Source organism: Pseudomonas sp. RV120224-01b, from assembly GCF_003208145.1.
GTDB classification, from domain to species: domain Bacteria; phylum Pseudomonadota; class Gammaproteobacteria; order Pseudomonadales; family Pseudomonadaceae; genus Aquipseudomonas; species Aquipseudomonas monteilii.
In genome coordinates this window covers 279,932-303,061 of record NZ_QKMQ01000005.1, presented here as the reverse complement: position 1 = coordinate 303,061, position 23,130 = coordinate 279,932, and the positions used below count along the sequence as shown (strand labels likewise).

Sequence of the window (23,130 nt, the reverse complement as noted above, 5' to 3'; positions counted from 1 at the left end):
GCCAGTGCCTACGCCTACCTGGGCGGCATGCCGATGATGATGATCACCGGCCAGAAGCCGATCAAGAAGTCCAAGCAGGGCCGCTTCCAGATCATCGACGTGTGCGGCATGATGGACCCCATCACCAAGTACACCCACCAGTTCGCTTCGGCCGACAACATCCCGTCGCGCATGCGCGAAGCCTTCCGCCTGGCCGAAGAAGAAAAGCCGGGTGCGGTACACCTGGAGCTGCCGGAAGACATCGCCGCCGAGCAGACCGATGCACTGCCGATCCCGCGCAGCCTGCACCGCCGCCCGCTGGCCGAGCATGTGGCCATCGAAGCCGCCGTCGAGAAGCTGCTGAACGCCCGTAACCCGATCCTGGTGATCGGTGCTGGCGCCAACCGCAAGATGACCGCCAAGGTCCTCAAGCAACTGATCGACAAGACCGGCATCCCGTTCATCACCACCCAGATGGGTAAAGGTGTGGTCGACGAGCGCCACCCGCGCTTCCTGGGCAACGCCGCGCTGTCGTCCGGCGATTTTGTGCATCGTGCGGTTGAAGCCGCCGACCTGATCATCAACATCGGCCACGATGTGATCGAGAAGCCGCCATTCTTCATGGTGCGTGGCGGTACTGAGGTCATCCATATCAACTTCCGCTCTGCCGAAGTCGATGCCGTGTACTTCCCGCAGGTAGAAGTGATCGGCGACATCGCCAACGCCGTGTGGCAGATCAGCGAAGCGCTGAATGACACCTCGCACTGGGACTTCACTCGCCTGATGGCCATCCGTGAAGCCAACGAAGCGCAAATCGCCGAAGGCGCTGACGACAACCGCTTCCCGGTCTACCCGCAGCGCATGGTTGCCGACATCCGTCGCGTGCTGCCGTCCGAAGGCATCGTTGCGCTGGACAACGGCATCTACAAGATCTGGTTCGCCCGTAACTACAAGGCGCACAAGCCAAACACCGTGCTGCTGGACAACGCCCTGGCGACCATGGGTGCCGGCCTGCCTTCGGCCATGGCGGCACACCTGGTGCACCCGGACCGCCCGGTAATTTCGGTATGCGGCGACGGCGGCTTCATGATGAACAGCCAGGAGCTGGAAACCGCAGTTCGCTTAGGCATGCACATCACCGTGGTGATCCTGCGTGACGACGGCTACGGCATGATTCGCTGGAAGCAGGCCAACATGGGCTTCACCGATTTCGGCCTGGACTACGGCAACCCGGACTTCGTCAAGTACGCCGAAGCCTACGGTGCCAATGGCCACCGCGTGGAAAGCGCCGAAGGCCTGCTGCCGCTGCTGGAGCACTGCATCAAGACTCCGGGCGTGCATGTGATCGACTGCCCGGTCGATTACAGCGAAAACGACCGCATCCTTAACAGCGAGCTGCGTGAGCGCGCGCTGGCGGTGTAATGCTTGACAGGTACGGCGCCACCTCAAGGCTGGCGCCGTACCCTGGAGCGGCTTGCGCTCCCTCCTTCCGTTCAGGAATCCCTTCTCTCAGCGATCAACCAGGGCCTGCAGACTGGTCAGGATGCTGTTGGCGTCATATGGCTTGCGGGTTACGGGCACATCCTTCAGATGCTCGGGAATGCTGATGCCGTCGCCATAGCCTGTAGCGAACAGAAACGGAATTTGCCGGCGCTGCAGTTCATCGGCGACGGAAATCGACGTCCCTGTTCCCAGGTTCACATCCAGTATCGCGACGTCCGGTGTGCGGCTGCTGATCAAGCGCATGGCCTCATCCTCGGAGCTGGCGGTCATCACGTCCTTGATCTGTGCATCGTTGAGAATCTGCTCAAGGCCAACCGCGATCACCAGCTGATCTTCAAGGATCAGCACGCACAAGCCCGTCCGGGCGGCAAAGGCATCGGCTGCACGGGTAACCGGCGCGGCCGTGCTCGCAGGCTCGGCCGCTTCGGCCACGGACAGGTGTTTTGCAGGAATCCTGAACAACCCTTCCACGCCTTCGGGGTGATATTCCACTGCGCTGGTGCCACTCAGATCGAACGGAATACTGCGTTCTATCAGCACCGAGCCAAAGCCATTGCGGCTGGGCGGGCGAACCGTTGGCCCGCCGCTTTCGCGCCAGGTAATGCTGCAGCCGTTGCTGGCGTCGATGGCCCAGCTCACGGCAAGCTTGCCGCTCGCCTGCGACAGCGCGCCGTATTTGGCAGCATTGGTTGCCAGTTCGTGCAGCACCAAGGCCATGACCGAATAGGCGCGGGCATCCAGGATAACGTTCGGGCCTTGCAGTTCAATCACTCCGGCGGCGGTGCGGTAGGGTGAAAGCTCTGCCTCCAGCAGCTTGGCCAGTCGCCCGCCACCGTCACCGCGTACCACCTGGTCGTGAGCGAGGGACAGCGCATGGATGCGCCCCTTCAATGTCGCCACGTAGTCCTGCAGTGTCTGGCTCTCCGAGGTCGGGTGGGCAACCAGCGCGCCAATCAACGACAGGATGTTCTTGACCCTGTGGTTGAGCTCTTCATTGAGGATGCGCTGGCGCACTTCTGCCTTCGAACGCTCGCTGGCCAGCAACTCGCTGTTATACAGCACCACCTCGACGATAGCAGTACGGATGGCGTCGCCAAACTGGCGGTCCTGCTCGGTCCAGGGCAGTGACTGCTGGTGAACGGTTTCTTTCCAGATCGCAAAGCTCTTGCGTGGTGTCAGGCGGTCGCCCAGTGCGCCGCTGTCATAGGTCTTGTTCGGGTCCCCGGCCCAGTCGAGTGTCTCGACCACTTCCTTGCGGAAGAAGATCAGGTAATCCCTCGGTTGCTGCGACATCGGTATGATCAGCACACCCGACACATCGGTAAAGTACGCCTGGGCCGCAGGCAGCACCATCGACAGGCGGTTGGACGCCCAGGTACGACCGGAGCTGACGATATCTGCCAGGCGCAGCAGGTCGGGCACCGCCGATTTGGGCGGCGTCAGCCCGGCGGATGACCATCGGCCTTGCAGCGACATACCGATGCCGTCGCAGGGGATCAGCGACATAAGCCGGGGCAGGCGCGCACGGAAGAACCCATCGATGTCTGCAGCCTGGTTGGCGTCAAGCAGCATACTGTCCAGCGCTTTGTGAACGTGCACGGCGGCTTCAAGCTTTTGCCGGCTGCGCAGGGTCTCGATATGCAGCGAGAAGAATTCGCCGAACATTTCCGCCGCCACACGTTGCCCCATGGCCAGTGTGCGCGGTGCATAGTGGTGGCAGGCGATCATCCCCCACAGCTCTCCGTTGACGATGACCGAAATCGACATGGAGGCCCCCACGCCCATGTTGCACAGGTATTCGCAATGGATCGGCGAGACGCTGCGCAAGTGCGCATAGGAAAGGTCTAGCGGCTCGCCCGAGGGGTCGAGCACCGGGTCGATGGCGACTGTCTTGAACTGGGCATCCGAGATCACCCGGATCGGGTTGCGCAGGTAAAGTGCGCGGGCCTGCTGGGGGATGTCGGAGGCCGGGAAATACTGGCCCATGAAGCTTTCGAGGTCGCTGCGCCTGGCCTCTGCAACCACTTTGCCGGCGCCGTCGGCACCCAATTGGTAGATCATCACCCGGTCGTAACCGAGCACGGCCCGGACAAAGCGGGCAGCATCGCGGAACAGCTTGCTGGTCTGGTCGATTTCGCGCAGTTGGGCGATCAGCGTGCGGGCCAGTTCGATCGGCTCGGCGATGCTCGCGCCAGCAGGTTCGAACTCGAGGATAGCTGTGCCTTTGAACAAGTGGGCGGCAATGTCGACAGCCTCGCCGCTGGGCAGCTTCACACCGAAGCTGAGCGCCGGCCGCGAGGCCTCCCGGGTGCGGGCCAGCGCGTTGCGCAGGGTATGCGCCACCTCATCCCCGAGCACCGCATGCAGCTTCTGGCCGTTGATGTCGCTTGCTACGCCCAGCATTTGTGCAGCATTGGCCGAATGACGCAAAACGACGGTGGCCGAGGCATCGCATGCCAGCAGGCAGCCATGGGGCTGGATACTGCCGGGTATCTGAATAGGCTCGCGGTCGCAGTTGGTCAGGTTTACTTGGGGGTTGAATGTCATTGGCCGTGCCTGTGGGGGGATGAGGAGGCTGCCAGCAGGGCCGCCAACGTCAGCCTAGCAGGCATGCCGGCCTTTGGCATAGCGAGGCGAAAAGGGCTGTACCGGCTTATGACGGGTGTTCCCCTCGATCATCAGCGAACCCCAGCTCACGGATGAACATCGAAAACAGTTCAGGGTGAGACGAGATATTCAGTTTCGCGTACAGGTGGCGCCGGTGCACCTTGATGGTTTCTGGCGAGATGCCCAGCCGTTGCGCCATCGCCTTCGACGAATAGCCGCGCAGGATCAGGCGGGCAATTTCCAGCTCCCGCTCGGATAACAGGCCCTGGGCAAACCTGGCCAAGGCGTCGCCAACCGGTGGCTGTGCTGGCACCGAGATGCCGCTACGTGCCCAGTGCTGCTCAAGCAAGGCCAGCACCCAGGCACTGACCAGGTTCAACTTGCCCAGCTCTGCTGCGGTGAACGCACGGCGCATGCCCAACGACAGCGACAACACCCCTTCGGGCAACTGCAACAGGAACTGCACTTCGTCCACCAGTACGTGGTTTTGAAAGTAGTTCTGGTAATAGTCCGTTTGCCAGAAGTGGTCCGGCGCCACTTCTTCGAGGTGGTAGCAACCACTGGCCAGGCCTTCGCGCGCGGCCTGGTAGAACGGGTCGAGCAGGTACAGGCCGTCGAGGTAAAGCTCACCCGCAGCGGGCGCTGGCGCGGCGTCGTATTCCTCCAGCACGTGAGGCGCGCCCTGGGCCGCGAAGTGAATCACCAGCGCGTTGTCGAACGGCACCCAATGCCGCAGTACCAGGATCAGCTGGCGCCAGAAGCGCGGGCCGCCAATCTGCTCGATCGTTCTGGCCAGCGCGGTGTGGCCGGCCACTTCATGAAAGAGAATGTCCACGACAGCATCCTTGAAAGGGGTAAGGCATTGGCGCCCGGTTTGCCGCAGCTGTCAACGGGGGTACCCCTTAGTGGGAATTGCCCGGCAGGGTGACGCCGCATAGATTCCATACCCATCAAGCGGGCCGTCGAGCTCGCCATGCTTCGCTTTCTGGTTCTGCCTCCTGACACTAACAACAACGTGAGGATGAACAAATGACGTCCTGCAGTGCACCCGCCCCAGTCCTTAAACCGACGCTGAGCGTCGCAGATGTAGTTGCCATTACCGTCTCTTCGGTAACCCCCGCCAGTTCGGTCTTCGTCATCGCGCCATTTGCCATCGCCCAGGCCGGTACCGGGGTCATATGGGCCTTCATGCTGGGTGGCGTGCTGGCGCTGATGTTCGCGCTTTGCTATGCCGAACTGGGCCGTGCGCACAGTGCAGCAGGCGGGGAGTACGTGTTTGCCAAACGGGTATTTGGCGGCATGTTCGGTTACGCCACCTTTCTTACCGTGCTGGCGATGCTGGTGTTCATTCCACCGGTACTGGCCACCGGGGCTGCCACTTACCTGAATGCAGCACTGGGCACCCAGCTTGACGGGCAGACGGTGGCCCTGGTGATTGTGGCCTTGGGTTACCTGCTGGGTATCCTCAATATAAAGCTGAACGCGTGGGTCACCGGCGTGTGCCTGTTGCTTGAGGTGGCGGCGCTGATGGTGATTGTGGTGCTGGGCTTCGGCCATGCTCAGCAACCGGTCAGCAGCCTCGTCAGCCCGCTGGTACTCGACAACGGAATACTTCACGCGGCGCCTTGGGCGCTGGTGGTTGGTGCTATTGGCACGGCGTTGTTCTCGTTCAACGGTTATGGCGGCGCAGTGCTGCTGGCCGAGGACATGAAGTGCGGTGGGCGCGGCATCCCCAGAGCGGTGATGTGGTCACTGGTGCTGGTGGTGGCCATCGAAGTGATTCCGCTGGTTGCGCTGCTGATCGGTGCGCCCTCGCTGGAGGCGATGCTGGCCAGCCCCGACCCGATCGGCTACCTGTTGACGGCGCATGGCAACGAAACCCTGTCGCGCCTGGTGAGTGCCGGTATCTTCCTGTCGGTGTTCAACGCCATCATCGCCCTGGTGATCCAGAGCGGGCGGGTGATCTACAGCAGCGGGCGGGATGCGTTGTGGATGCCGAGCCTGAACCGCGCCTTTACCTGCATTCACCCCAAGTGGGAGTCGCCATGGCTGGCCACGTTGTTCCTTGCGGTGCCGTCTGCGGCCCTAACGTTCAGTTCCAACCTGGCGGAGCTCACATCGTTCACCGTGCTGCTGATCTTGTGCGTATACCTGGTCGTCGGCTTGTGCGCGCTGTTCAGCAGAGTCCTGCGCCGTGACCGCGAGCACCCGTACCGCATGCCGCTCTGGCCGCTGCCGGCACTGGCCGCCGTGACAGGTGCCGGATACCTGCTTTCGACGCTTTTGAGTTCGGCTTCAGCCCGGGACATTTTCATCATCGTTGGCATTCTGCTTACCTCCGTGGTGCTGTACGGCACCTACGGCAAGTTGAGCCCAGCCTTTCAGAAACTTTAAGCGAGAGACATGATGCGAGCACGCGATTTCGGGATCACGCTGGGCCTTGGCCTGCCAGGCCCGCACAACGCAATCACCGATGTACCCGGCGTACGGGTAGGCCACGCGACCCTGAACAAGGCCCATGCGGGAAAACCGGTGCGCACCGGTGTCAGTGTCATCGAGCCCCGCGAAGGCCCGGCGCGTTATCAGCCATGTTTTGCCGGTTGCCATGTGCTGAATGGCAATGGCGATGCCACGGGCCTTGAGTGGATCCGAGAGGCGGGTCTGCTGACCACCGCCATCGCGACCACCAACACGCACAGCGTTGGCGTGGTACGTGATGCGATGATCGCCCATGAGCATGCAACCTTGGGGGACAGCTCGACCTACTGGTGCATGCCGGTGGTAATGGAAACCTATGATGGCGTGCTGAACGATATCTGGGGCCAGCATGTCAATGCAGACCTGGTTCAGCAGGCGTTGGGTGCTGCCCGCAGCGGGCCTGTGGAAGAGGGTGCGGTAGGTGGGGGTACCGGCATGATCTGCCATGAGTTCAAAGGCGGCATTGGTACCGCGTCGCGGGTACTGCCGGCAGAGCAGGGTGGCTGGACGGTGGGAGCCTTTGTCCAGGCCAACCATGGCCAACGCCGTGAGCTGCGGGTGGATGGCTACCCCGTCGGCCGGGTGTTGCTCGATTTGCCTTCACCCTTCGAGCAGCAGGACACCCCAGGCATGGGTTCGATCGTGGTGGTACTGGCCACCGATGCACCGTTGCTGCCGCATCAGTGCCAACGCCTGGCGCAACGTGCTGCGCTGGGTATTGCCCGCACGGGGGGCGGCACCGATGACTCCAGCGGCGATATCTTCCTGGCGTTCTCGACGGGCAATACCGGGCTGGCGCCGGCCGATTACAACCGCCGCGATCTGCCGATGACAGCGCACGTGGCGATGGTCAATAACGACCACATTTCGCCGCTGTTCGCGGCAGCGGCCGAGGCGGTAGAGGAAGCCATTGTCAACGCCATCCTGGCCGGTCGGCCCATGCAGGCTGAAGACGGGCGGGAGGTGCCTGGCCTGGATGGGGCGCGCTTGCTGACCGCGCTCAGGCAAATGGGTTGGAAGGCCCAGGATTGATACCTGGGCAGGCAGTCGCCAGGAAGGGACGAGAAGGCGGCATGTGCCGCCTTTTGCCTGTGGAGTACAGATGTACCCTTGTCGATATGCCTTGAAGGCAAGCGGCGATCAATGGTCTCATCCGCACCTGAGCCAACTGGTATTGAACGATGATCCGCCCGCTGTTTGTTTCCATTGATGGGCCTAAAGGCACCGGCAAGACCACGCTGCTGGAGGCCGTCACCCAAGCCCTGAGGGTGGACGGGAAAAAGGTGATTCGCCTTTGCGAAAAAAAGAGCGATCCCTACCGGGGCGAAACCATGGCGTTGGTCAACAAGCTCGCCAGAAACCCGTGCCGGGATCTGGAGTTCAAGGTGTGCGAGCGCTTCGCTGAAAGCCGCGCCTGGATTTCCCGGCACGTACTGCCCAGGCAGCCCGCTGACAGCATCGTCCTGATTGATCGCTGGTACCCCTCTGACGCCGCGTTTCGCCGCACGGTGCCGTTTGACCAGATCTTGCGATTGAACCTCGACCTCAGCGTGCAAGTGCCAGATTTGCATGTCGGGGTTGTCACGGCCCCTGAAACCTCGTGGGCAAGGGCGGCGGCACGCACGCGTGGCCTGGGCAGTACGGTGATACACAACCTGAATGAACAGGTTGCCTGCACCGAGGCTTTCGAGCGGGCGCTTGTAAAGCACGGCTGGGTGTTGTGCCGTAATGAAGGGGCCATCGAAGACGCAACGCGGCAGGTGGTTGGCGAGATTGACCGCGTACTGCTAACGCGTTGAGCGCTCGTACGCCGCTGCGCGAGCTGGCCTGGACAACCCTGCGTGGATGATCAGGCGCCCTGGCGGTCGATATCACGGCGCAGGACAACCGACGTGGTAATGTCATCCACCGATTCGTGACGTGCCACGTTGTCGCGTACCTGATTGAGGTCGTCGATTGTCCGGGTTTCCACCTCAACCACCAGGTCAAGCTGCCCACTCACCGAGGAAACCCGCCGCACGCGTGCGTCCGTCGCCAACTGGTCGAGCAGCCCCATGGCAGGTGTGCGCTGCAAGGTCACCAGCAGTATCGCGCGTATGACATTGGCGTCTATTTCGCCGATATCTGCACGGTATCCACGAATAATCCCGCTGCGTTCAAGGTTGGCCACACGCTCGGTCGTGGCGCTTCTGGAAAGGCCGATGCGGCCGGCTAATGCCTTCAGCGCAATGCGCGCGTCCTTCGAAAGTACTTCAAGAATCTCACGATCTTTTGCGTCCAGTTCACGCATTGCACCACCTGATAAGCTCGCCGTCTTTATGCCGGTCGGTACCGGCATAATGCCTGTGGATCCCGACCGTATGCAGGGTGTCGGTTTCGGCAGTGCATGACAAGCTATTCAAAACAATTTGCTCGCTCGGAACGTGATGATATGACAGACCTTTCCCACCCGGCACCTCGGTTTTCGGCAAGCGATGCAGAGGGCCTCGCAAAAGATTTCTTCAATGTCACCGCTACAGCAACCCCCCTGGACGGGGAGCGTGACCGCAATTACCGGTTGGATACGGGCGTCGATGCGGGCTGGATACTGAAAATCGTCAATGCCAGCGAGCCCCGGGTAGAAAGCGAGTTTCAAACCGCGCTGCTCGATCATCTGGCCGTGCATGGCGCGCACCTGGGTGTGCCTCACCTTCGGGCTAGTGTGGCGGGTGACTACCTGCCATCCGTGGCCAGCGCCACAGGTGAGCAGCATGCGATGCGCCTGGTCAGCTGGTTGGCCGGCACGCCGCTTGCCGAGGCCAAGCGCTCTTTCGCGCTGATGAGCAACTTTGGCCGGGCACTCGGTGAACTTGACCGCGCCCTGCAGGGGTTCATGCACCCGGGTGCCGTCCGTGACCTGGACTGGGACTTGCGCCATGCCGCACGCTCCCGTTCGCGCTTGCACCACATCAAAAGCCCCGAGCGCCGGGCCATTGCCGAGCGTTTTATCACCCGGTTCGAACACACGGTACAGCCCAGGCTGGCATCACTCAGGGCGCAGGTGATCCACAATGACGCCAACGACTGGAACATTCTGGTCGATGCCGAGACCACCCGCCATGTGACCGGCTTCATCGACTTTGGCGATGCCGTGCACACCGTGCTGATTGCCGAGGTCGCGATCGCCAGTGCGTACGCCATTCTCGACATGGACGACCCGATCGGCGCTGCCGCAGCGCTGGTGGCCGGATTCCATGAAAAGTACCCATTGCAAGCGCAAGAGCTTGACGTGCTGTTCAACCTGATTGCCATGCGCCTGGTCATCAGCGTTACTTTCTCCGCTTCCCGGCAAGATCAGACAGAAGACAACCCCTACCTGGCGATCAGTGAAGCGCCAGCCTGGCGCCTGCTGGAACAGCTTGATTCGATGAATCCACGGCTGGCTACAGGCATCCTGCGCAAAGCCTGTGGTTTCGATGCCGTCGAGGGGGCGGGTGCAGTGCGCCGCTGGATCGCCGATAACCACACATCATTTGCCGACCTGGTGCGCCCGTCAGCCGCCATCCTCAACAAGGTGATCGCGCCGTTTGGCGACGCCAGCCACGAAATGACCATCGCCTCAGCCGAGCAGCGGCCTGCCGATGCGACGCGCTGGTGGGATGCGTTCTCTGCCGCGCACAACGTGCCGCTGGCCATTGGGCCATGGGGTGAGTTGCGTACCATTTATACGGACAGTGCCTTCGAGTCGCGCTTCATCAAGGGGCAGCGCCGCACCCTGCATGTGGGGGTCGATCTGGTGATGCCCGCCGGTACGCCGTTGTACGCTCCGGTCGCCGGTACCGTCAAAAGCGTTGAGGTTGAACCCGACCCGCTGGGCTATGGTGGGCTGGTGATGATCGAGCACAGCCCGCCAGGTTGCCCGCCATTTCTGACCCTGTGGGGGCACATGGCCCACGAGGCGCTCAGCCGTTTGAAGGCCGGTGACAAGCTCGAAGCCGGCGACCTGGTGGGCTACATGGGCACCGATAATGAAAACGGCGGCTGGATTCCCCACCTGCATCTGCAGATGACCACCGACACCCAGCTGAGCGCGAGTGAGGTCATTGGCGTTGGAGAGCCCGAATACCGCGAGGTGTGGGCTGACCTGTTCCCTGATGCCTCGACCTTGGCCGGCATCCCGCCAGAAACCTACAACCAGCAGGGAATGGCCAAGGCCCAGATCATTGCCAAGCGTAAAGAGCTGCTGCTACCGAACTTGTCAATTTCGTACACCGACCCGATCAAGTTCGTGCGCGGCGATGGCGTATGGCTGATCGACAACTTCGGGCGGGCCTACCTGGACTGCTTCAACAACGTGTGCCACCTGGGCCATAGCCATCCCGACGTGGTCGACGCCTTGACCCGCCAGGCTGCACGACTTAACACCAACACCCGTTACCTGCACGACAACATCGTCGAGTACGCCGAGCGGCTGACCGGCACGTTGCCAGAGGGCCTTTGTGTGGCGTCATTCGGCTGCTCGGGCAGTGAAGCCAACAGCCTCATGTTGCGCATGGCGCGCAACTACACCGGTAGCGACCAGGCGATCGTGCTGGACTGGGCTTACCATGGCACCACGCAAGAGCTCATCGACCTGAGCCCTTACAAGTACAAGCGCAAAGCCGGCAAGGGCAGGGCGGCGCACGTATACGAGGCGGTGGTTCCAGACAGCTACTACGCGCCCGGGCACTGGCCATTGGAAGAACACGGCAAACGGTTTGCCGAATCGGTGGCAGAGCAGCTGGACGCCATGCGCAAAGCCGGCAAGGGCCCGGGCTTCTTTCTTGCCGAGTCGATCCCCAGCGTGGCGGGGCAGGTGTTCCTGCCCGAGCATTACCTCAAGGAGGTATACGCCATGGTTCGCGCCGAAGGTGGGCTGTGCCTGGCCGATGAGGTGCAGGTCGGGTTTGGCCGCGTCGGTAGCCACTGGTGGGCGTTCGAGACCCAAGGCGTAGTGCCGGATGCTGTCACCATGGGCAAACCGATTGGTAACGGCCACCCGATGTCGGCGGTGGTGACCACGCGCGAAGTTGCCGATGCTTTCAACAACGGCATGGAGTATTTCAATACGTTCGCCGGCAACCCCGTGTCGTGTGCGGTGGGCCTGGCGGTGCTCAATGCAATCGAGCGCGACCAGCTGAAAGAGAACGCCTTGAGCATCGGCAATTACCTGCTTGAGGGTTTCCGCAAACTTCAGCAGCAATTCGATGTGATTGGTGATGTACGCGGGTTGGGCCTGTTCCTCGGCATCGTATTGGTCACGGACCGCACCTCAAAGGCTCCGGCCACGGCCTTGGCCAGGAAAGTTGCCGATGGCGCCAGAGAACGCGGCGTGTTGATCGGTACCGAAGGCCCGCATGACAACGTGCTGAAAATGCGTCCTTCCATGATTTTCAGCCGGGCCAATGCGGACTTTCTTCTTGACGTGCTGCAAGACAGCTTCACTGCGGCGCTGAAGTAGCGCGTTTCAACCGGGCAGGGCGTGCCGATCGGCAAGCCCTGTTCGTGCGTTCAGGCTTTTTGGCGGTCGATATCGCGCCGCAGCACCACGGCAGTGGTGATGTCATCCACTGAATCGTGGCATGCCACGGCATCGCGCACCCGGTTCAAGTCATCAATCGTTCGTGCCTCGACCTCTACAACCAGGTCGAGTTGGCCGCTGACCGAGGATACCCGTTTCACTTGGGCGTTCTGTGCCAGCAGGTCCAGCAGGCCAAGCGCCGGTGTGCGTTTCAGCGAGACCAGAATGATTGCCCGTATAACGTTGGCATCAATTTCACCAATGTCCGCGCGATATCCCCGAATGATTCCGCTGCGCTCCAGGTGTAAAACCCGTTCGCTGGTCGCGCTTCTTGACAGGCCGATTCTTGCCGCAAGTGCCTTGAGTGCGACACGTGCTTCCTTGGAGAGTATTTCGAGGATTTCCCGATCTTTGACGTCTAATTCGCGCAATGCTGACACTCCTGTCTGATCGCCGGTAAAGGGCCGTCCGCCCCAATAAAGTGCAGGGAATAGTTAGCCATTTGCTTCTTTTTTGTGCATTGCAAGACACTACTCCAGTTTCTCCAAGGGTCGAAGTAGCGCCGGCATTATGTCGGTCGATTCCGGCAATGTGCCAGTCCTACACGCACTTTGCAGGGTGATTTCAAGGTTTCAGTGTGCAAAGCTTTCTGTGAAGGATGGGGCCTAAGAGCCCGGAACAATAAGAAATACAAACTTCCAAGGAGTGCCTCGATGCTGGCAAGAAAAACCAGAATGCTACTGGCTTCCACTGCGGTAGCGGCTGTCGCCTTGTTCTCTCAAGGTGTGGCATACGCCGACGACTTGCAGGCTGTTCAAGCGTCGAACGTGTTACGGGTGGCAATGAGCGGGCAGTATTCTCCCTTTAGCTTTGCCAATGAAAAGAATGAAATTGTCGGTTTCGACGCCTCCATCGGAGAAGCACTTGCCCAGCGCCTGGGCGTGAATATAAAAATCATCACTACACCGTTTGACGGCATTATTGCAGGGTTACTGGCCAAGAAGTATGACGCTGTCATCGCCTCGATGACCATTACGCCCGAGCGCCTTAAAGCCGTTGACTTCGTCGGGCCGTATTACCATGCGGGCCGTACCATTGGTGTCAAGGAAAGCTCTCCGATTAAAGAACTTGATGACCTCAAGGATGTTACCGTCGGCGTCACGTTGGGTGATTCGCATGACAAATGGGCGCGTGCGCGCGGCAATCTTAAAGTGCGCACCTATAAAGGCTTGCCTGAAATGCTGGTCGACCTGGATGCCGGGCGTATCGATGCGGTGGTGATGGACAGCATCCCGGTCATGGTTGCGGTAAAGGAAACCGGGCAAAAAGTGCGGATCATCAGTTTGCCGGACGAGCAGGGTGGCCGCGAAGGTCTGGGCATTGCCATTCGCAGAAACAACCCTGAATTCAAGGCCCAGTTGCAGAAGGCTCTGGACGAGATTCTGGCAGACGGCACGTACAAGGAAATTTCAATGAAATGGGTGGGCAGCGACATTCGCTGAAGCGCCCCAGGAATGGCCTGGCCGGTAGGCCGGGCCGGGTTGGCAGACTTTTTGTGAGTGGTTTCATGGACCTGTCATTAATCCATCGCACTTACCCGTTTTTTCTGGAAGCCGCTTGGGTCACCGTGCAGATCTCGTTGCTTTCATTACTACTTGGCCTGCTTCTCGCCATTGTGCTGGTAACCTGCAGGTTTTCGCCGTTCATTATCCTGCGGTGGGTGGCAAGCCTGTACGTCAGCGTGTTCCGCGGCACACCCTGCCTGGTGCAGTTGTTCATCATCTATTTTGGCGGGCCACAAATAGGCATAGAGCTGGAGCCGTTCGCTGCTGCGGTAATCGGTTTGGGCATGAACATCGCGGCCTATATGTCGGAGTCCATACGAGGTGCGATCGCCAACGTTGACCCAGGCCAGGAGGAGGGGGCACGGTCGATTGGTTTCAGCCGTAGGCAAACATTGTTATTCATCATCATTCCCCAGGCACTGAAACTCATGATTCGGCCGCTTGGTGTCAATGCCATTGGCCTGATCAAAGGCTCCGCCTTGGTGTCGGCCATTTCGGTGGTTGAACTGACATACACCGCGCAGCGCTTCATCAGTTCAACGTACAAACCATTCGAGATATTCATGGTGTCGGCGTTGCTTTATATCGTCATGGTCTACTCGGTCAAGTATCTGGTGGAAGTGCTGGACAAGCGATACGCGACCAAGTGAGGGGTTGGCAGTGGAAGGATTAAACCTGAGTGTCATCGCACCTTATTACGACATGCTGGCGACCGGACTGTGGTGGACGGTTGTCATGTTTCTCTGCAGCAGCGTCATCAGCCTGGTCGTGGGTGTGCTCATTGCCCTGATCGACTTGTATGCGCCTCACGCCATGGCGCTGCCTGTGCGCTTTATGACCTGGCTGTTGATGGGCACACCATTGTTGTTGCAACTCTATTTGATCTACTACGGGCTGGTTCAGGTGGGTATCGATATTCCGGCGCTGGCTGCGGGAATCATCGGGCTCAGCCTGCATTTTGCCGTGTACAACGCCGACGTGATCAAGTCCGGTATCGAGGCGGTTGACCCAGGCCAGATAGAAGGCGCGCGCTCAATCGGCCTGAGCAAGGCCATGACCCAGCGCTACATTATTGTTCCGCAGGCGCTCAGAAAAACCATCGCGCCACTGGGAAACAACCTCATCGTGTTGCTGAAGGACACGTCGCTGGTATCGATCATCGGTATTGCCGAACTCGTCTACAGCGCCCAGCTGGCCGTCAGCGAAACGTACAGCCCGTTCGAGTTCTACATCGCCGTCGCGGTGATCTACTACGTGGCCAACCTGGCGCTCGAAGCCGGGTTGCATCTTATTGAAGCAAAGGTCGAGATGTCACGATGAACAACAACGCTATGGTAGAAGTGAAGGGCGCTCGTAAAGCCTACGGTGCACTTGAGGTGCTCAAGGGGATCGATCTGTCGGTGTCGCGTGGGCAGATTTTCGCCATCATCGGCCCAAGCGGTTCGGGCAAAAGCACCTTGCTGCGCTCGATCAATCATCTCGAAGTGCTTAATGGTGGTGAAATCTGGCTTGACGGCGCTCAAGTCAATCAACCCTTGAAAGGCCGCGCCTTTGAGCAGCATATCAACAAGGTGCGCCAGCAGATGGGCATGGTGTTTCAGCATTTCAATCTGTTTCCGCACCTCACGGTCTGTGAAAACATCGCGATAGGGCCTGTGAAGCTCAAAGGCTATTCGAAACGTGCGGCCAGGGAGCTGGCCCTGGAGTACCTGCAGAAAGTCGGGCTGGGCAACAAGGTCGACGAGTACCCGTCGCGCTTGTCGGGTGGGCAAAAACAGCGTGTTGCCATTGCCCGGGCGCTGGCCATGCAACCGAAGGTCATGTTGTTCGATGAAGCGACTTCAGCGCTGGACCCGGAGCTTGTGGACGAAGTGAACCTGGTCATGAAGCAGTTGGCGGCCGAACACATGACCATGTTGATCGTTACACATGAGATGCGTTTTGCTGGCGAAGTCGCTGATCAGATCGTGTTCATGGATGGCGGTGTGGTGGTCGAACAGGGGGCACCGGATGAAATCCTGAAAAAGCCCGTTCAGGAGCGCACCCGGGCCTTTTTGAAGAAGCATCTTCACGACCGCTAGCCGTCACGAATGCTCGGCACTGCCAGAAAGCGCAGTCGTATCACTGCCGCCCAGGTAAGCGTAGGCCGATTCGCCACGGCTTTTCTGGTAGCCATCGCTGATCGTGTGAGCGCCGAATTTGTACCCAAAGTTTGTGCTGAGCGTCCTGTTATCCACGTCACCGGCCAAGGCTTATCCATCGTTTTCAGCATCGAAGTAACGGAGCTCGGCAAACGCCTTGCCAGCTCGACACGCCGCAATCAAGTGCATGCCGAGCAAGCCATCAGGTTGGACTGAGGTGCCCTGGAGGGGCACCAGGGATCAAGCGGTTTTACGGTCGTTGGGAATACCCCAAAGGATGACTGCGGCGCAGATCAGGCAGAACGGCGCCAGCGCTAACATACCCATGTAGGTATTACCGGTGAGGTCGTTTATGTAGCCGACCAGTAGCGGCGCCACCATGCCGCTGAGCTGGCCTACGGTATTGATCGCTGCAATGCCGCCAGCAATTGCCAAGCCTGCGAAGGCCTTCTGCGGAATAGTCCAGAAGATCGGAATGGCAATAAAGACGCCAGCGGTGGCCAGCACCAGAAACGCTGTCAGGAGATAATGATTGCTGTTGAAGTAGCAGGCCGCGAAGTAACCGATACCCCCTACCAGCATGCACTGCCACAAGTAGCGCTTGCGCTCGCCGGTGGCGTCAGAGCGCCGGGTGACGAAAATCATTCCGATGGCTGCGACCAGGTATGGCAATGCGGTGAGGAATCCGACGGCCATCTGATTATTGACGCCAGATGAACCAATCAAGTGTGGCATCCAGAAATTCAGCCCATAGCCCGTCAGCTTCACCATGAAATAAATCGCAGACAGTACCGCTACCTCGCGAGTGAGGATGACTTTCAGCAATGAAGCATGGATTGGCTTCGCGTCTTTTCGGTCATTATCCAGGTTACGCTGCAGTAGATCCTTTTCCGGCTGAGTCAGCCATTTTGCCGACTGGATATCACGGTCAAGCTTGTACAGCACGATAACGCCAAGCAGCGCACAGGGGAGACCTGAAAGGACGAACAGCCAATGCCATCCGGCCAACCCCAGGAAGCCGTTCATGTACTCAAGAATGCCCCCCGACACCGGCGCGCCCAGTACACCCGAGAGTGGAATGGACAGGAACCAGATACCGTTCATGCTGGCCAGATTCTTCTTCGGGAACCAGCATGCGAGGTAGAACAGCAAGGCTGGGCCGAAGCCAGCTTCCATGACGCCGATCAGAAACCGCAAGAAATACAGGGTGTACTCGTTATAGGCAAAGACCAGGCATGCCGTCGCGATGCCCCAGCTGACCATGATTCGGCAGATCCAGCTGGGCGCTCCGTATTTCTTGAGCCCGTAGCTACTGGGTACCTCAAACATCACGTAGCCGAAGAAAAAAATACTGGCAGCAAAGCCATAGGCGGCATCGCTGAGCCCCAGTTCAGCTTGCATCTGGGTCTTGGCAAAGCTGATGTTGATGCGATCGAAATACGAGAAAAGGAAGCAGACAATCGTCAGTGGCAGGATACGCCAGGCAATGCGACGGTAGAGCAATAGCTCTTGCACATCTGAAGCAACGTACGTTGCCTCTTGGGTCAAGGTAGCCATTCGCTTTCTCCATAATTGTATTTGTCGGAGAGATGAATTGGCTGATGGAGGCCCACCAGCCGCTAATCACGTTCCAAACTTGCGCATGATTCTGGCAGTGGCCGCAAGCTCAGTTCGTATTGAGTTGAACCTCGCTCAGCAAAACGCCATCCGCATCGGCATAAAGCCAGTTTCCAGGAGAGAGTCGCGCGCCGCCAATTTCAAGTGTGACGTCGCCCCTGCCGCCGGGCCCATTTTTTGACCGCGCGGGCCATGCACCTAAAGCCAGGACGGGCAGATCGATCGCAGAGAGCGCTCTGCTGTCACGCACGTTGCCGTTTATAAAAAAGCCGGCCCAACCATTAACCAGTGCCTTGATCGCCAGGTTGTCACCCAATAACGCACCAGGGTCGCCCCCGGCTTCGATCACCAGGATTCGGCCAAGGCCTGGCTGGTCTAACTGCTCGCGCAACTCTAAATTGCAGCCGCGTGCCTGGAGCGTGGCGATTGGGCCCGCCATGGAGGCGGCCTTGCCGAACCAGCGCCAGGCGCCTTGAAGAACTAAAAGACCGCCTGCGCCAATCATGTCTGAATGGCTATCGCACAGATCAGCTGTAGTGATCATGCTGACGTTACTTCAGCGGCGACGGACGCTTGCAAGGTTTCGAAGCTGCCAAGCTTTCCAAGCAACGCACTGGCTACCACTGTATACGGGCTGGCAAGCCAGACCTGGCCAGGGCCAGATCGACCTGGAAAATTACGGTTGATCGCGCTGACAGTCACCTGATCGGGTCGCGTTGACGACCCCGGGCCACAGTTTGCGCATGCGCCGCAGCCGGGCATGATCAGTTCGACACCCGCCTTCTCAAAGGTATCCAGGTAGCCTTGTTGCTGGCAGTAATCACGTACGGCGAGCGTGCCAAATTGCAGGAAAAGCTTGGTGTGACCGGGGATGCGGAGCCCGTGGTCGAGGCCCCACGCCAGTACTTCATGGTAGTAATCGAAGTCCTCACGCTTGCCGGCGGTGCAAGAGCCGCCATACGCGATATCGATCGGCACCTCTTCAGCAAGGTCATCCAGTGCAATGCCGTTGCCTGGATCACCAGGCGCTGCCAGCATCGGGGAGAGCGTGCGGCAGTCGATTTTGATGTGCTCTTTGTATTCTGCATCGGGATCGCTGAACAGCCAATCTTCGAGTTCGATCTTGACGCCACGGCGCTCATGAATGAAGTCCACCGCTTTCTGGTCGGGGATCACGATACCGGTGAAGCCCCCCAGCTCAGCGACCATGTTCGTGAGCGTTGCCCGTTCATCAATGGAGAGTGCTGCCACTGCTTCGCCTGAATACTCAAAGACCGCACCGATGGCCTGACCTTGGCGGATAGGTTCGCTGCGTAACAATTCCAGGACAATGTCTTTGGCTGTGACACCGGCTCGCAGCCTGCCGGTAAGCTCAACCTTGATGACCTCAGGCATACGGCAACGAATGAAACCCGTCGCCCAGCTGTTGGCGATATCCGTTGCCCCGGCACCAAAGGCCAGGCAACCCAATGCACCCGAATGCGGTGTATGCGAGTCGGTACCGACCACAACCTGACCGGGGAGTGCGTATTTTTCGGTCAGCAGGGCATGACAGATGCCTTCAGACCCGCTTTGACCTGCCAGAGCACCATGTGCCCGCACCGGATATCGGCGTACGAACGCGTCATGCGCAGATGCGAGGCCGCCGACCGCCCCAAGCAAATTGTCGCGAACATGTGGGAAGCTCTGGTTAGCCAGGATCAGGTGATCCTGGAAGGCAATGATCTCGCTTGGTCGGGCCAGCTCTAGCGCGTGGCCGAATGCGCCATGCATGAGGTGAGCACACATGCCGGTGAAGTAGTCATGACTGAATCGCCAGTCAGCGGACAGAAAAACGCCGTCGCCGCGGGCGAGATTACCTTCCGGTGCAACACGCCGACACTCAATGATCTTCTCGACTAACGTCATGGGTCGACGGTCAGGGGCAGAGGGGTTGAACACTTTCTCAGGGCGGCGGGGCAGATTCGCTTTGCTGTAGGGCAACAAGCCGCCAGCGCGAATCACCTCCTGAGTGACCTCGTCCCGGCCGACCAGAAACGCCTCCAGATCAATCTCTTCACCTGCGCGAATGCGATCAATCAATGAGAAATCGGTAGAGGTGTAAATGCCGATGTTGTCGCAGTTCTGCCGATAGATCCGCTCGAAGCTTTCGGCGATGATCAACCTGATTCCGGCAGACTTTTCTGCCAGTGGGCTGGATTCGCGGGACGAGCCTTTACCATAGCGTTTACCCGCAACCGTGATCTCAAAGCCGCCGTTCTTGACTGTGTCGTTACCGATCGGCAGCTTGCCTTCGGTTTTGAACCCGACGTAGGGGTAGGTACCCAAGCGCTCGTCGTAGGTCATCATGATGACGACCGGGGTAATTTCATCAGTGGAAATGTTGTCCCTGAGCGGCAGCGTTTGTTGCAGGCTGAGATCAGCGCCCTTGATCTGGCGTTGCACTGCTTCGCTGTCACAGGATAAAAATAGGAAGCGCCCGGCAAAGCGGATTTTTTTTGTCATGATCATCTCCTCAACGATGAGCATGATGAAAGCTATGCGATGAGCTTGCCGCGATAATTCTTCCTGCCTGCCACGATAAAATTTCCGGTTACCTATGCAAACCACCTGGCGCTACGACCCAACCACGCTTCGACTGTTTATCGCGACCTGCGCGGAGGGCAGCTTCGCCAAGGCAGCCGAGCGCGAATGCATGGGGGCTTCGGCTGTGAGCAAGCGCATCGCTGAATTGGAGGAGGCCGTAGGGTCTTCGTTGTTGTACCGGTTCAATAAAGGTGTTCAGCCAACGCCTGCCGGCCAGTGCCTGCTTGAGCACGCGCAGCGATTGCTCAACGAAATGCTCAAGATGAGCGCGGATTTATCCAGATTCACGAGCGGCGAAAAAGGGCATGTCAGAATCCACGCAAACCGCTCCAGTATCATTCAGTTCCTGCCCCATGACCTGAACAGTTTCCTCACCGTCCATCCCCATGTCGATGTCGAACTGGAGGAACGCACCAGTGAGCAGGTGATTGAGAACATCATGGGGAATCAGTGTGATATTGGTATCGGGGCAGGGCTGGAGTCGGCGAGCGAGGTAGGCTTGGCTATCCAGAATTATCACATTGACCACTTGGCACTTGTGGTCAGGGACGACCATCCGCTGGCAAGCCGAGCTAGCGTCGATTTTGCCGAAAGTCTCGTATACCGGCACATTGCACTGCATCGCGACAGCCCGCTGTATCAGACTTTGGACAAGGCAGCCTGTGCGGTACAGAGGCCCATCAACTACGGCGTGCACCTGCAGAGTTTTGATGCGGTGTGCCGGATGATTCAAGGTGGGCTAGGTATTGCCGTTCTCCCTGATCGAGCGATTAGCGAATCAGCCGAAGACCCACCTCTTATTACAATCCCGCTCAATGATGCCTGGGCCAAACGTCAGTTCCATGTAGTCAGCCAGCAAAGCGATAAACGCAGTGCAACCACGCAGAGCTTCCTGGATTTCGTGCGGTCGGTTGCTTAAGGGGACGCTGCAACCACTCAATAAGAGTGCTCTTGTCAATCAATGGCATCTACCTGGAGCTATGAATGGATGTACTTAATGCGATGCAGGTCTTCGTGAGTGTTGTGGAAACCGGCAGCTTTACCAACGCGGCGCATTCGCTTCACATGCACCGGCCGGCGGTGTCAAAGTCAATCCAGCTCCTTGAACAGCGGCTAGATGGGCGGCTGCTCAACAGGTCTACACGCAGGCTCAGCATGACCCCGGAGGGTGAGGCGTTTTACCACAGGTGCAAGGCCATCCTGGAGAATGTCGGGCAGGCGATGGCTTCGCTAAGTGGTCGTCCAGCGCGATTGGTCGGGAAACTGCGTGTCGACTTACCGGTGTCAGTTGGCCACCTGCTCATCATTCCGTCACTCATGGAGTTTCAGCAACGCTATCCTGGGATTGAGTTGACGCTGGGTACCAGCGATAAGCCGATCGACCTGATCAGCGAAGGCGTCGATTGCGTCGTGAGGCTTGGCGCACTGGAAGATTCCAGCCTGATTGCCAGCGGAATTGGTTATCTACCCATGGTGACCTGTGCTTCTCCAGCGTACCTCGCGCGACATGGGGTGCCCGAGCGCATTGATGATTTGAGCGAACACCTCGCGGTGAACTATTTCTCGGGCCGCAATCCTCGCACGCTGGAATGGTTGTTTGTTCAAGGCGACGAAATCCAGACCGTTCGGGTCAGGTCGGCAATCAACGTGAACGATACTCAGGGTTTTGTCGCATCGGCACTGGCGGGATTCGGCCTGATACAAGGCCCAGCGCTCAATGTTCAGGCTCATCTTGATTCCGGCGCGCTGGTGCGGGTGATGCAGCATTGTCCGGTACCCTCAAAGCGTGTCTCGATCCTGTACCCCCATCGCGAACTTATTCCGCCGGCGGTCGAGGCCTTTGTTGCCTGGCTACGGTCGCTGATGGCTGACAAGGGCTTGACCCAGCCTTGATTGGTAATTTTGGGATACCAGTCTGTAATTCGGACGCGTCTTTTTCTCCTGCGTGCAGCTCAGTAACTTTGAGCTTTGAGCATTCACAAGAGGAACAAAGACATGTCAAAGGTTATTCGATTCCACCGTCTTGGTGGCCCAGAGGTTCTTCAGATTGATGAGCTTGATGTCAGGGCTCCAGGCTCAGGTGAGGTGAAGATCAAGGTCAAGGCGCTTGGGCTCAATCGCGCGGAAGCGATGTACCGCTCCGGCCAGTACACCTTTACTCCCGACATGCCCGCGGCCCTGGGCTATGAAGCGGCAGGTACGATTGAATCGGTCGGAGAGGGCGTGACCGATTTTGCCGTCGGCGATGAAGTGAATGTGATCCCGGCATTTTCATTTGCGGACTACGGCATGTATGGCGAAGCCGTTGTCGCGCCGGCGCATGCATTGGTGAAGCAGCCAACGGGGCTGTCTTCGGTGGAGGCCGCGGCTACCTGGATGAAGTATGTCACTGCTTATGGCGCCTTGGTGGACATCGGCCAGCTACAGAAAGGTGAGGTTGTGCTGATCCGGGCTGCGTCGAGCAGTGTGGGACTGGCAGCTATTCAAATCGCCAATTCACTTGGCGCCATTCCGGTAGCGTTGACTCGCACCTCGAAGAAGCGCCAGGCGCTCGTGAACGCTGGGGCAGTGCACGTGATCGCAACGGATGAAGAGGATCTGGTCGCCGCTGTGGCTCGCATCACGGACGGGAAGGGTGCACGCATGGCATTTGACCCAGTGGGTGGCCCTGAGGTGGGTAACATCCTGCGGTCACTGTCTTTCCTCGGGATTTTCTTCCAGTACGGCGCGCTGGAGACGTCTGACATCAGCGTGCCGGTGATGGACCTACTTGGCAAAGACTTGACCATCCGGGGTTATCAGCTTTTCGAGGTTACCCAGGATGAGGCGCGGCTGAACAGGGCCAAGGCGTTCATCACCGACGGTTTGGAGAATGGCAGCTTGCGTCCGATTGTCGGCAAGGTATTCAAGTTCGACGAGATGGTAGAAGCGCACCGCTACATGGAATCAAACAGCCAGGTAGGCAAGATCGTTGTAGAACTCTAGATCGAACATGGCCCGGGCGGATGTAATTTGCACTGATGGCCGAGCGGGTAACGTTCAGTTCCACTGAGGACAGACGTGCATTTCAGAGAGGCGCCTGAGTTGTCCATCCGTTAGAGAAGGCCAGGAAGAG

The 23,130-nt window shown here is 59.1% G+C and carries 20 protein-coding genes; 12 read left to right on the top strand and 8 right to left on the bottom strand.

Going from position 1 to position 23,130, the window contains the following annotated elements:
• The coding region (locus N436_RS11425) for an acetolactate synthase large subunit (protein ID WP_110741056.1) at nucleotides 1-1,401 on the top strand (1,401 nt) is incomplete at its 5' end.
• An 87-nt stretch (nucleotides 1,402-1,488) separates the two neighbouring features.
• Here the strand turns inward: N436_RS11425 and N436_RS11420 are convergent.
• Both N436_RS11420 and N436_RS11415 read right to left on the bottom strand, forming a co-directional pair.
• Nucleotides 1,489-4,029: an HWE histidine kinase domain-containing protein gene (locus tag N436_RS11420; RefSeq protein WP_110741055.1), complete on the bottom strand. Its 2,541-nt coding sequence runs from the start codon at nucleotides 4,027-4,029 to the stop codon at nucleotides 1,489-1,491.
• Nucleotides 4,030-4,135: 106 nt separating this feature from the next.
• Complete coding sequence (locus N436_RS11415) at nucleotides 4,136-4,924, bottom strand: helix-turn-helix transcriptional regulator (protein ID WP_105948197.1); 789 nt, start codon at nucleotides 4,922-4,924, stop codon at nucleotides 4,136-4,138.
• Between the two features lie 194 nt (nucleotides 4,925-5,118).
• Here N436_RS11415 and N436_RS11410 point away from each other — a divergent pair, with 194 nt between their 5' ends.
• The 3 genes from N436_RS11410 to N436_RS11400 all read left to right on the top strand — a co-directional run bounded on the left by N436_RS11410 (nucleotide 5,119) and on the right by N436_RS11400 (nucleotide 8,366).
• Nucleotides 5,119-6,483: an APC family permease gene (locus N436_RS11410; protein WP_110741054.1), complete on the top strand. Its 1,365-nt coding sequence runs from the start codon at nucleotides 5,119-5,121 to the stop codon at nucleotides 6,481-6,483.
• 12 nt (nucleotides 6,484-6,495) lie between these two features.
• Nucleotides 6,496-7,599 (top strand): P1 family peptidase, encoded by a 1,104-nt coding sequence (locus N436_RS11405; protein WP_110741053.1) that lies wholly within the window; start codon nucleotides 6,496-6,498, stop codon nucleotides 7,597-7,599.
• A 149-nt stretch (nucleotides 7,600-7,748) separates the two neighbouring features.
• Nucleotides 7,749-8,366 carry a dTMP kinase gene (locus N436_RS11400; protein ID WP_110741052.1) on the top strand — a complete coding sequence of 206 codons (618 nt, stop codon included), beginning with the start codon at nucleotides 7,749-7,751 and terminating at the stop codon, nucleotides 8,364-8,366.
• Between the two features lie 50 nt (nucleotides 8,367-8,416).
• On the opposite strand, the gene N436_RS11395 is transcribed toward N436_RS11400, so the two are convergent.
• Nucleotides 8,417-8,857 carry an Lrp/AsnC family transcriptional regulator gene (locus tag N436_RS11395; protein ID WP_016714074.1) on the bottom strand — a complete coding sequence of 147 codons (441 nt, stop codon included), beginning with the start codon at nucleotides 8,855-8,857 and terminating at the stop codon, nucleotides 8,417-8,419.
• Nucleotides 8,858-8,998: 141 nt separating this feature from the next.
• On the opposite strand from N436_RS11395, the gene N436_RS11390 reads away from it, so the two are divergent.
• Nucleotides 8,999-12,046 carry an aminotransferase class III-fold pyridoxal phosphate-dependent enzyme gene (locus tag N436_RS11390; RefSeq protein ID WP_110741051.1) on the top strand — a complete coding sequence of 1,016 codons (3,048 nt, stop codon included), beginning with the start codon at nucleotides 8,999-9,001 and terminating at the stop codon, nucleotides 12,044-12,046.
• A gap of 50 nt (nucleotides 12,047-12,096) precedes the next feature.
• Here the strand turns inward: N436_RS11390 and N436_RS11385 are convergent, their stop codons facing one another.
• Nucleotides 12,097-12,537 carry an Lrp/AsnC family transcriptional regulator gene (locus N436_RS11385; RefSeq protein WP_060499927.1) on the bottom strand — a complete coding sequence of 147 codons (441 nt, stop codon included), beginning with the start codon at nucleotides 12,535-12,537 and terminating at the stop codon, nucleotides 12,097-12,099.
• A 282-nt stretch (nucleotides 12,538-12,819) separates the two neighbouring features.
• Between N436_RS11385 and N436_RS11380 the strand changes: the two genes are divergently transcribed.
• The 4 genes from N436_RS11380 to N436_RS11365 all read left to right on the top strand — a co-directional run bounded on the left by N436_RS11380 (nucleotide 12,820) and on the right by N436_RS11365 (nucleotide 15,752).
• A complete protein-coding gene (locus tag N436_RS11380; protein WP_105948193.1) occupies nucleotides 12,820-13,608 on the top strand; it encodes an ABC transporter substrate-binding protein in 789 nt (262 codons plus the stop codon).
• 65 nt (nucleotides 13,609-13,673) lie between these two features.
• On the top strand, nucleotides 13,674-14,321 hold the full coding sequence (locus N436_RS11375) for an amino acid ABC transporter permease (protein WP_105948213.1): 648 nt from the start codon (nucleotides 13,674-13,676) through the stop codon (nucleotides 14,319-14,321).
• Nucleotides 14,322-14,331: 10 nt separating this feature from the next.
• Nucleotides 14,332-14,991 carry an amino acid ABC transporter permease gene (locus N436_RS11370; protein ID WP_105948192.1) on the top strand — a complete coding sequence of 220 codons (660 nt, stop codon included), beginning with the start codon at nucleotides 14,332-14,334 and terminating at the stop codon, nucleotides 14,989-14,991.
• A gap of 11 nt (nucleotides 14,992-15,002) precedes the next feature.
• A complete protein-coding gene (locus tag N436_RS11365) occupies nucleotides 15,003-15,752 on the top strand; it encodes an amino acid ABC transporter ATP-binding protein (RefSeq protein WP_105948212.1) in 750 nt (249 codons plus the stop codon).
• Nucleotides 15,753-15,755: 3 nt separating this feature from the next.
• On the opposite strand, the gene N436_RS28730 is transcribed toward N436_RS11365, so the two are convergent.
• The 4 genes from N436_RS28730 to N436_RS11345 form a co-directional block, all read right to left on the bottom strand.
• Nucleotides 15,756-15,908, bottom strand: a complete 153-nt coding sequence (locus tag N436_RS28730) for an OprD family outer membrane porin (protein ID WP_256589764.1) — start codon at nucleotides 15,906-15,908, stop codon at nucleotides 15,756-15,758.
• Nucleotides 15,909-16,052: 144 nt separating this feature from the next.
• Nucleotides 16,053-17,369, bottom strand: a complete 1,317-nt coding sequence (locus tag N436_RS11355; RefSeq protein ID WP_105948191.1) for an MFS transporter — start codon at nucleotides 17,367-17,369, stop codon at nucleotides 16,053-16,055.
• A 109-nt stretch (nucleotides 17,370-17,478) separates the two neighbouring features.
• A complete protein-coding gene (locus tag N436_RS11350; protein WP_105948190.1) occupies nucleotides 17,479-17,973 on the bottom strand; it encodes a ribonuclease in 495 nt (164 codons plus the stop codon).
• The gene (locus tag N436_RS11345; RefSeq protein ID WP_218274926.1) at nucleotides 17,970-19,958 is read right to left on the bottom strand and encodes an aconitase family protein; all 1,989 of its coding nucleotides are present in this window, start codon (nucleotides 19,956-19,958) and stop codon (nucleotides 17,970-17,972) included. The genes N436_RS11350 and N436_RS11345 overlap by 4 nt, the downstream gene beginning before the upstream one ends.
• A 70-nt stretch (nucleotides 19,959-20,028) precedes the next feature.
• On the opposite strand from N436_RS11345, the gene N436_RS11340 reads away from it, so the two are divergent.
• From N436_RS11340 to N436_RS11330, 3 genes are all read left to right on the top strand, one after another.
• Nucleotides 20,029-20,934: a LysR substrate-binding domain-containing protein gene (locus N436_RS11340; protein WP_105948189.1), complete on the top strand. Its 906-nt coding sequence runs from the start codon at nucleotides 20,029-20,031 to the stop codon at nucleotides 20,932-20,934.
• A gap of 65 nt (nucleotides 20,935-20,999) precedes the next feature.
• Nucleotides 21,000-21,908, top strand: coding sequence for a LysR family transcriptional regulator (locus N436_RS11335; protein ID WP_105948188.1), 909 nt, complete (start codon nucleotides 21,000-21,002; stop codon nucleotides 21,906-21,908).
• A gap of 102 nt (nucleotides 21,909-22,010) precedes the next feature.
• Nucleotides 22,011-23,000 (top strand): zinc-dependent alcohol dehydrogenase family protein, encoded by a 990-nt coding sequence (locus N436_RS11330; protein WP_110741050.1) that lies wholly within the window; start codon nucleotides 22,011-22,013, stop codon nucleotides 22,998-23,000.
• The last annotated feature ends 130 nt before the right edge of the window (nucleotides 23,001-23,130 follow it).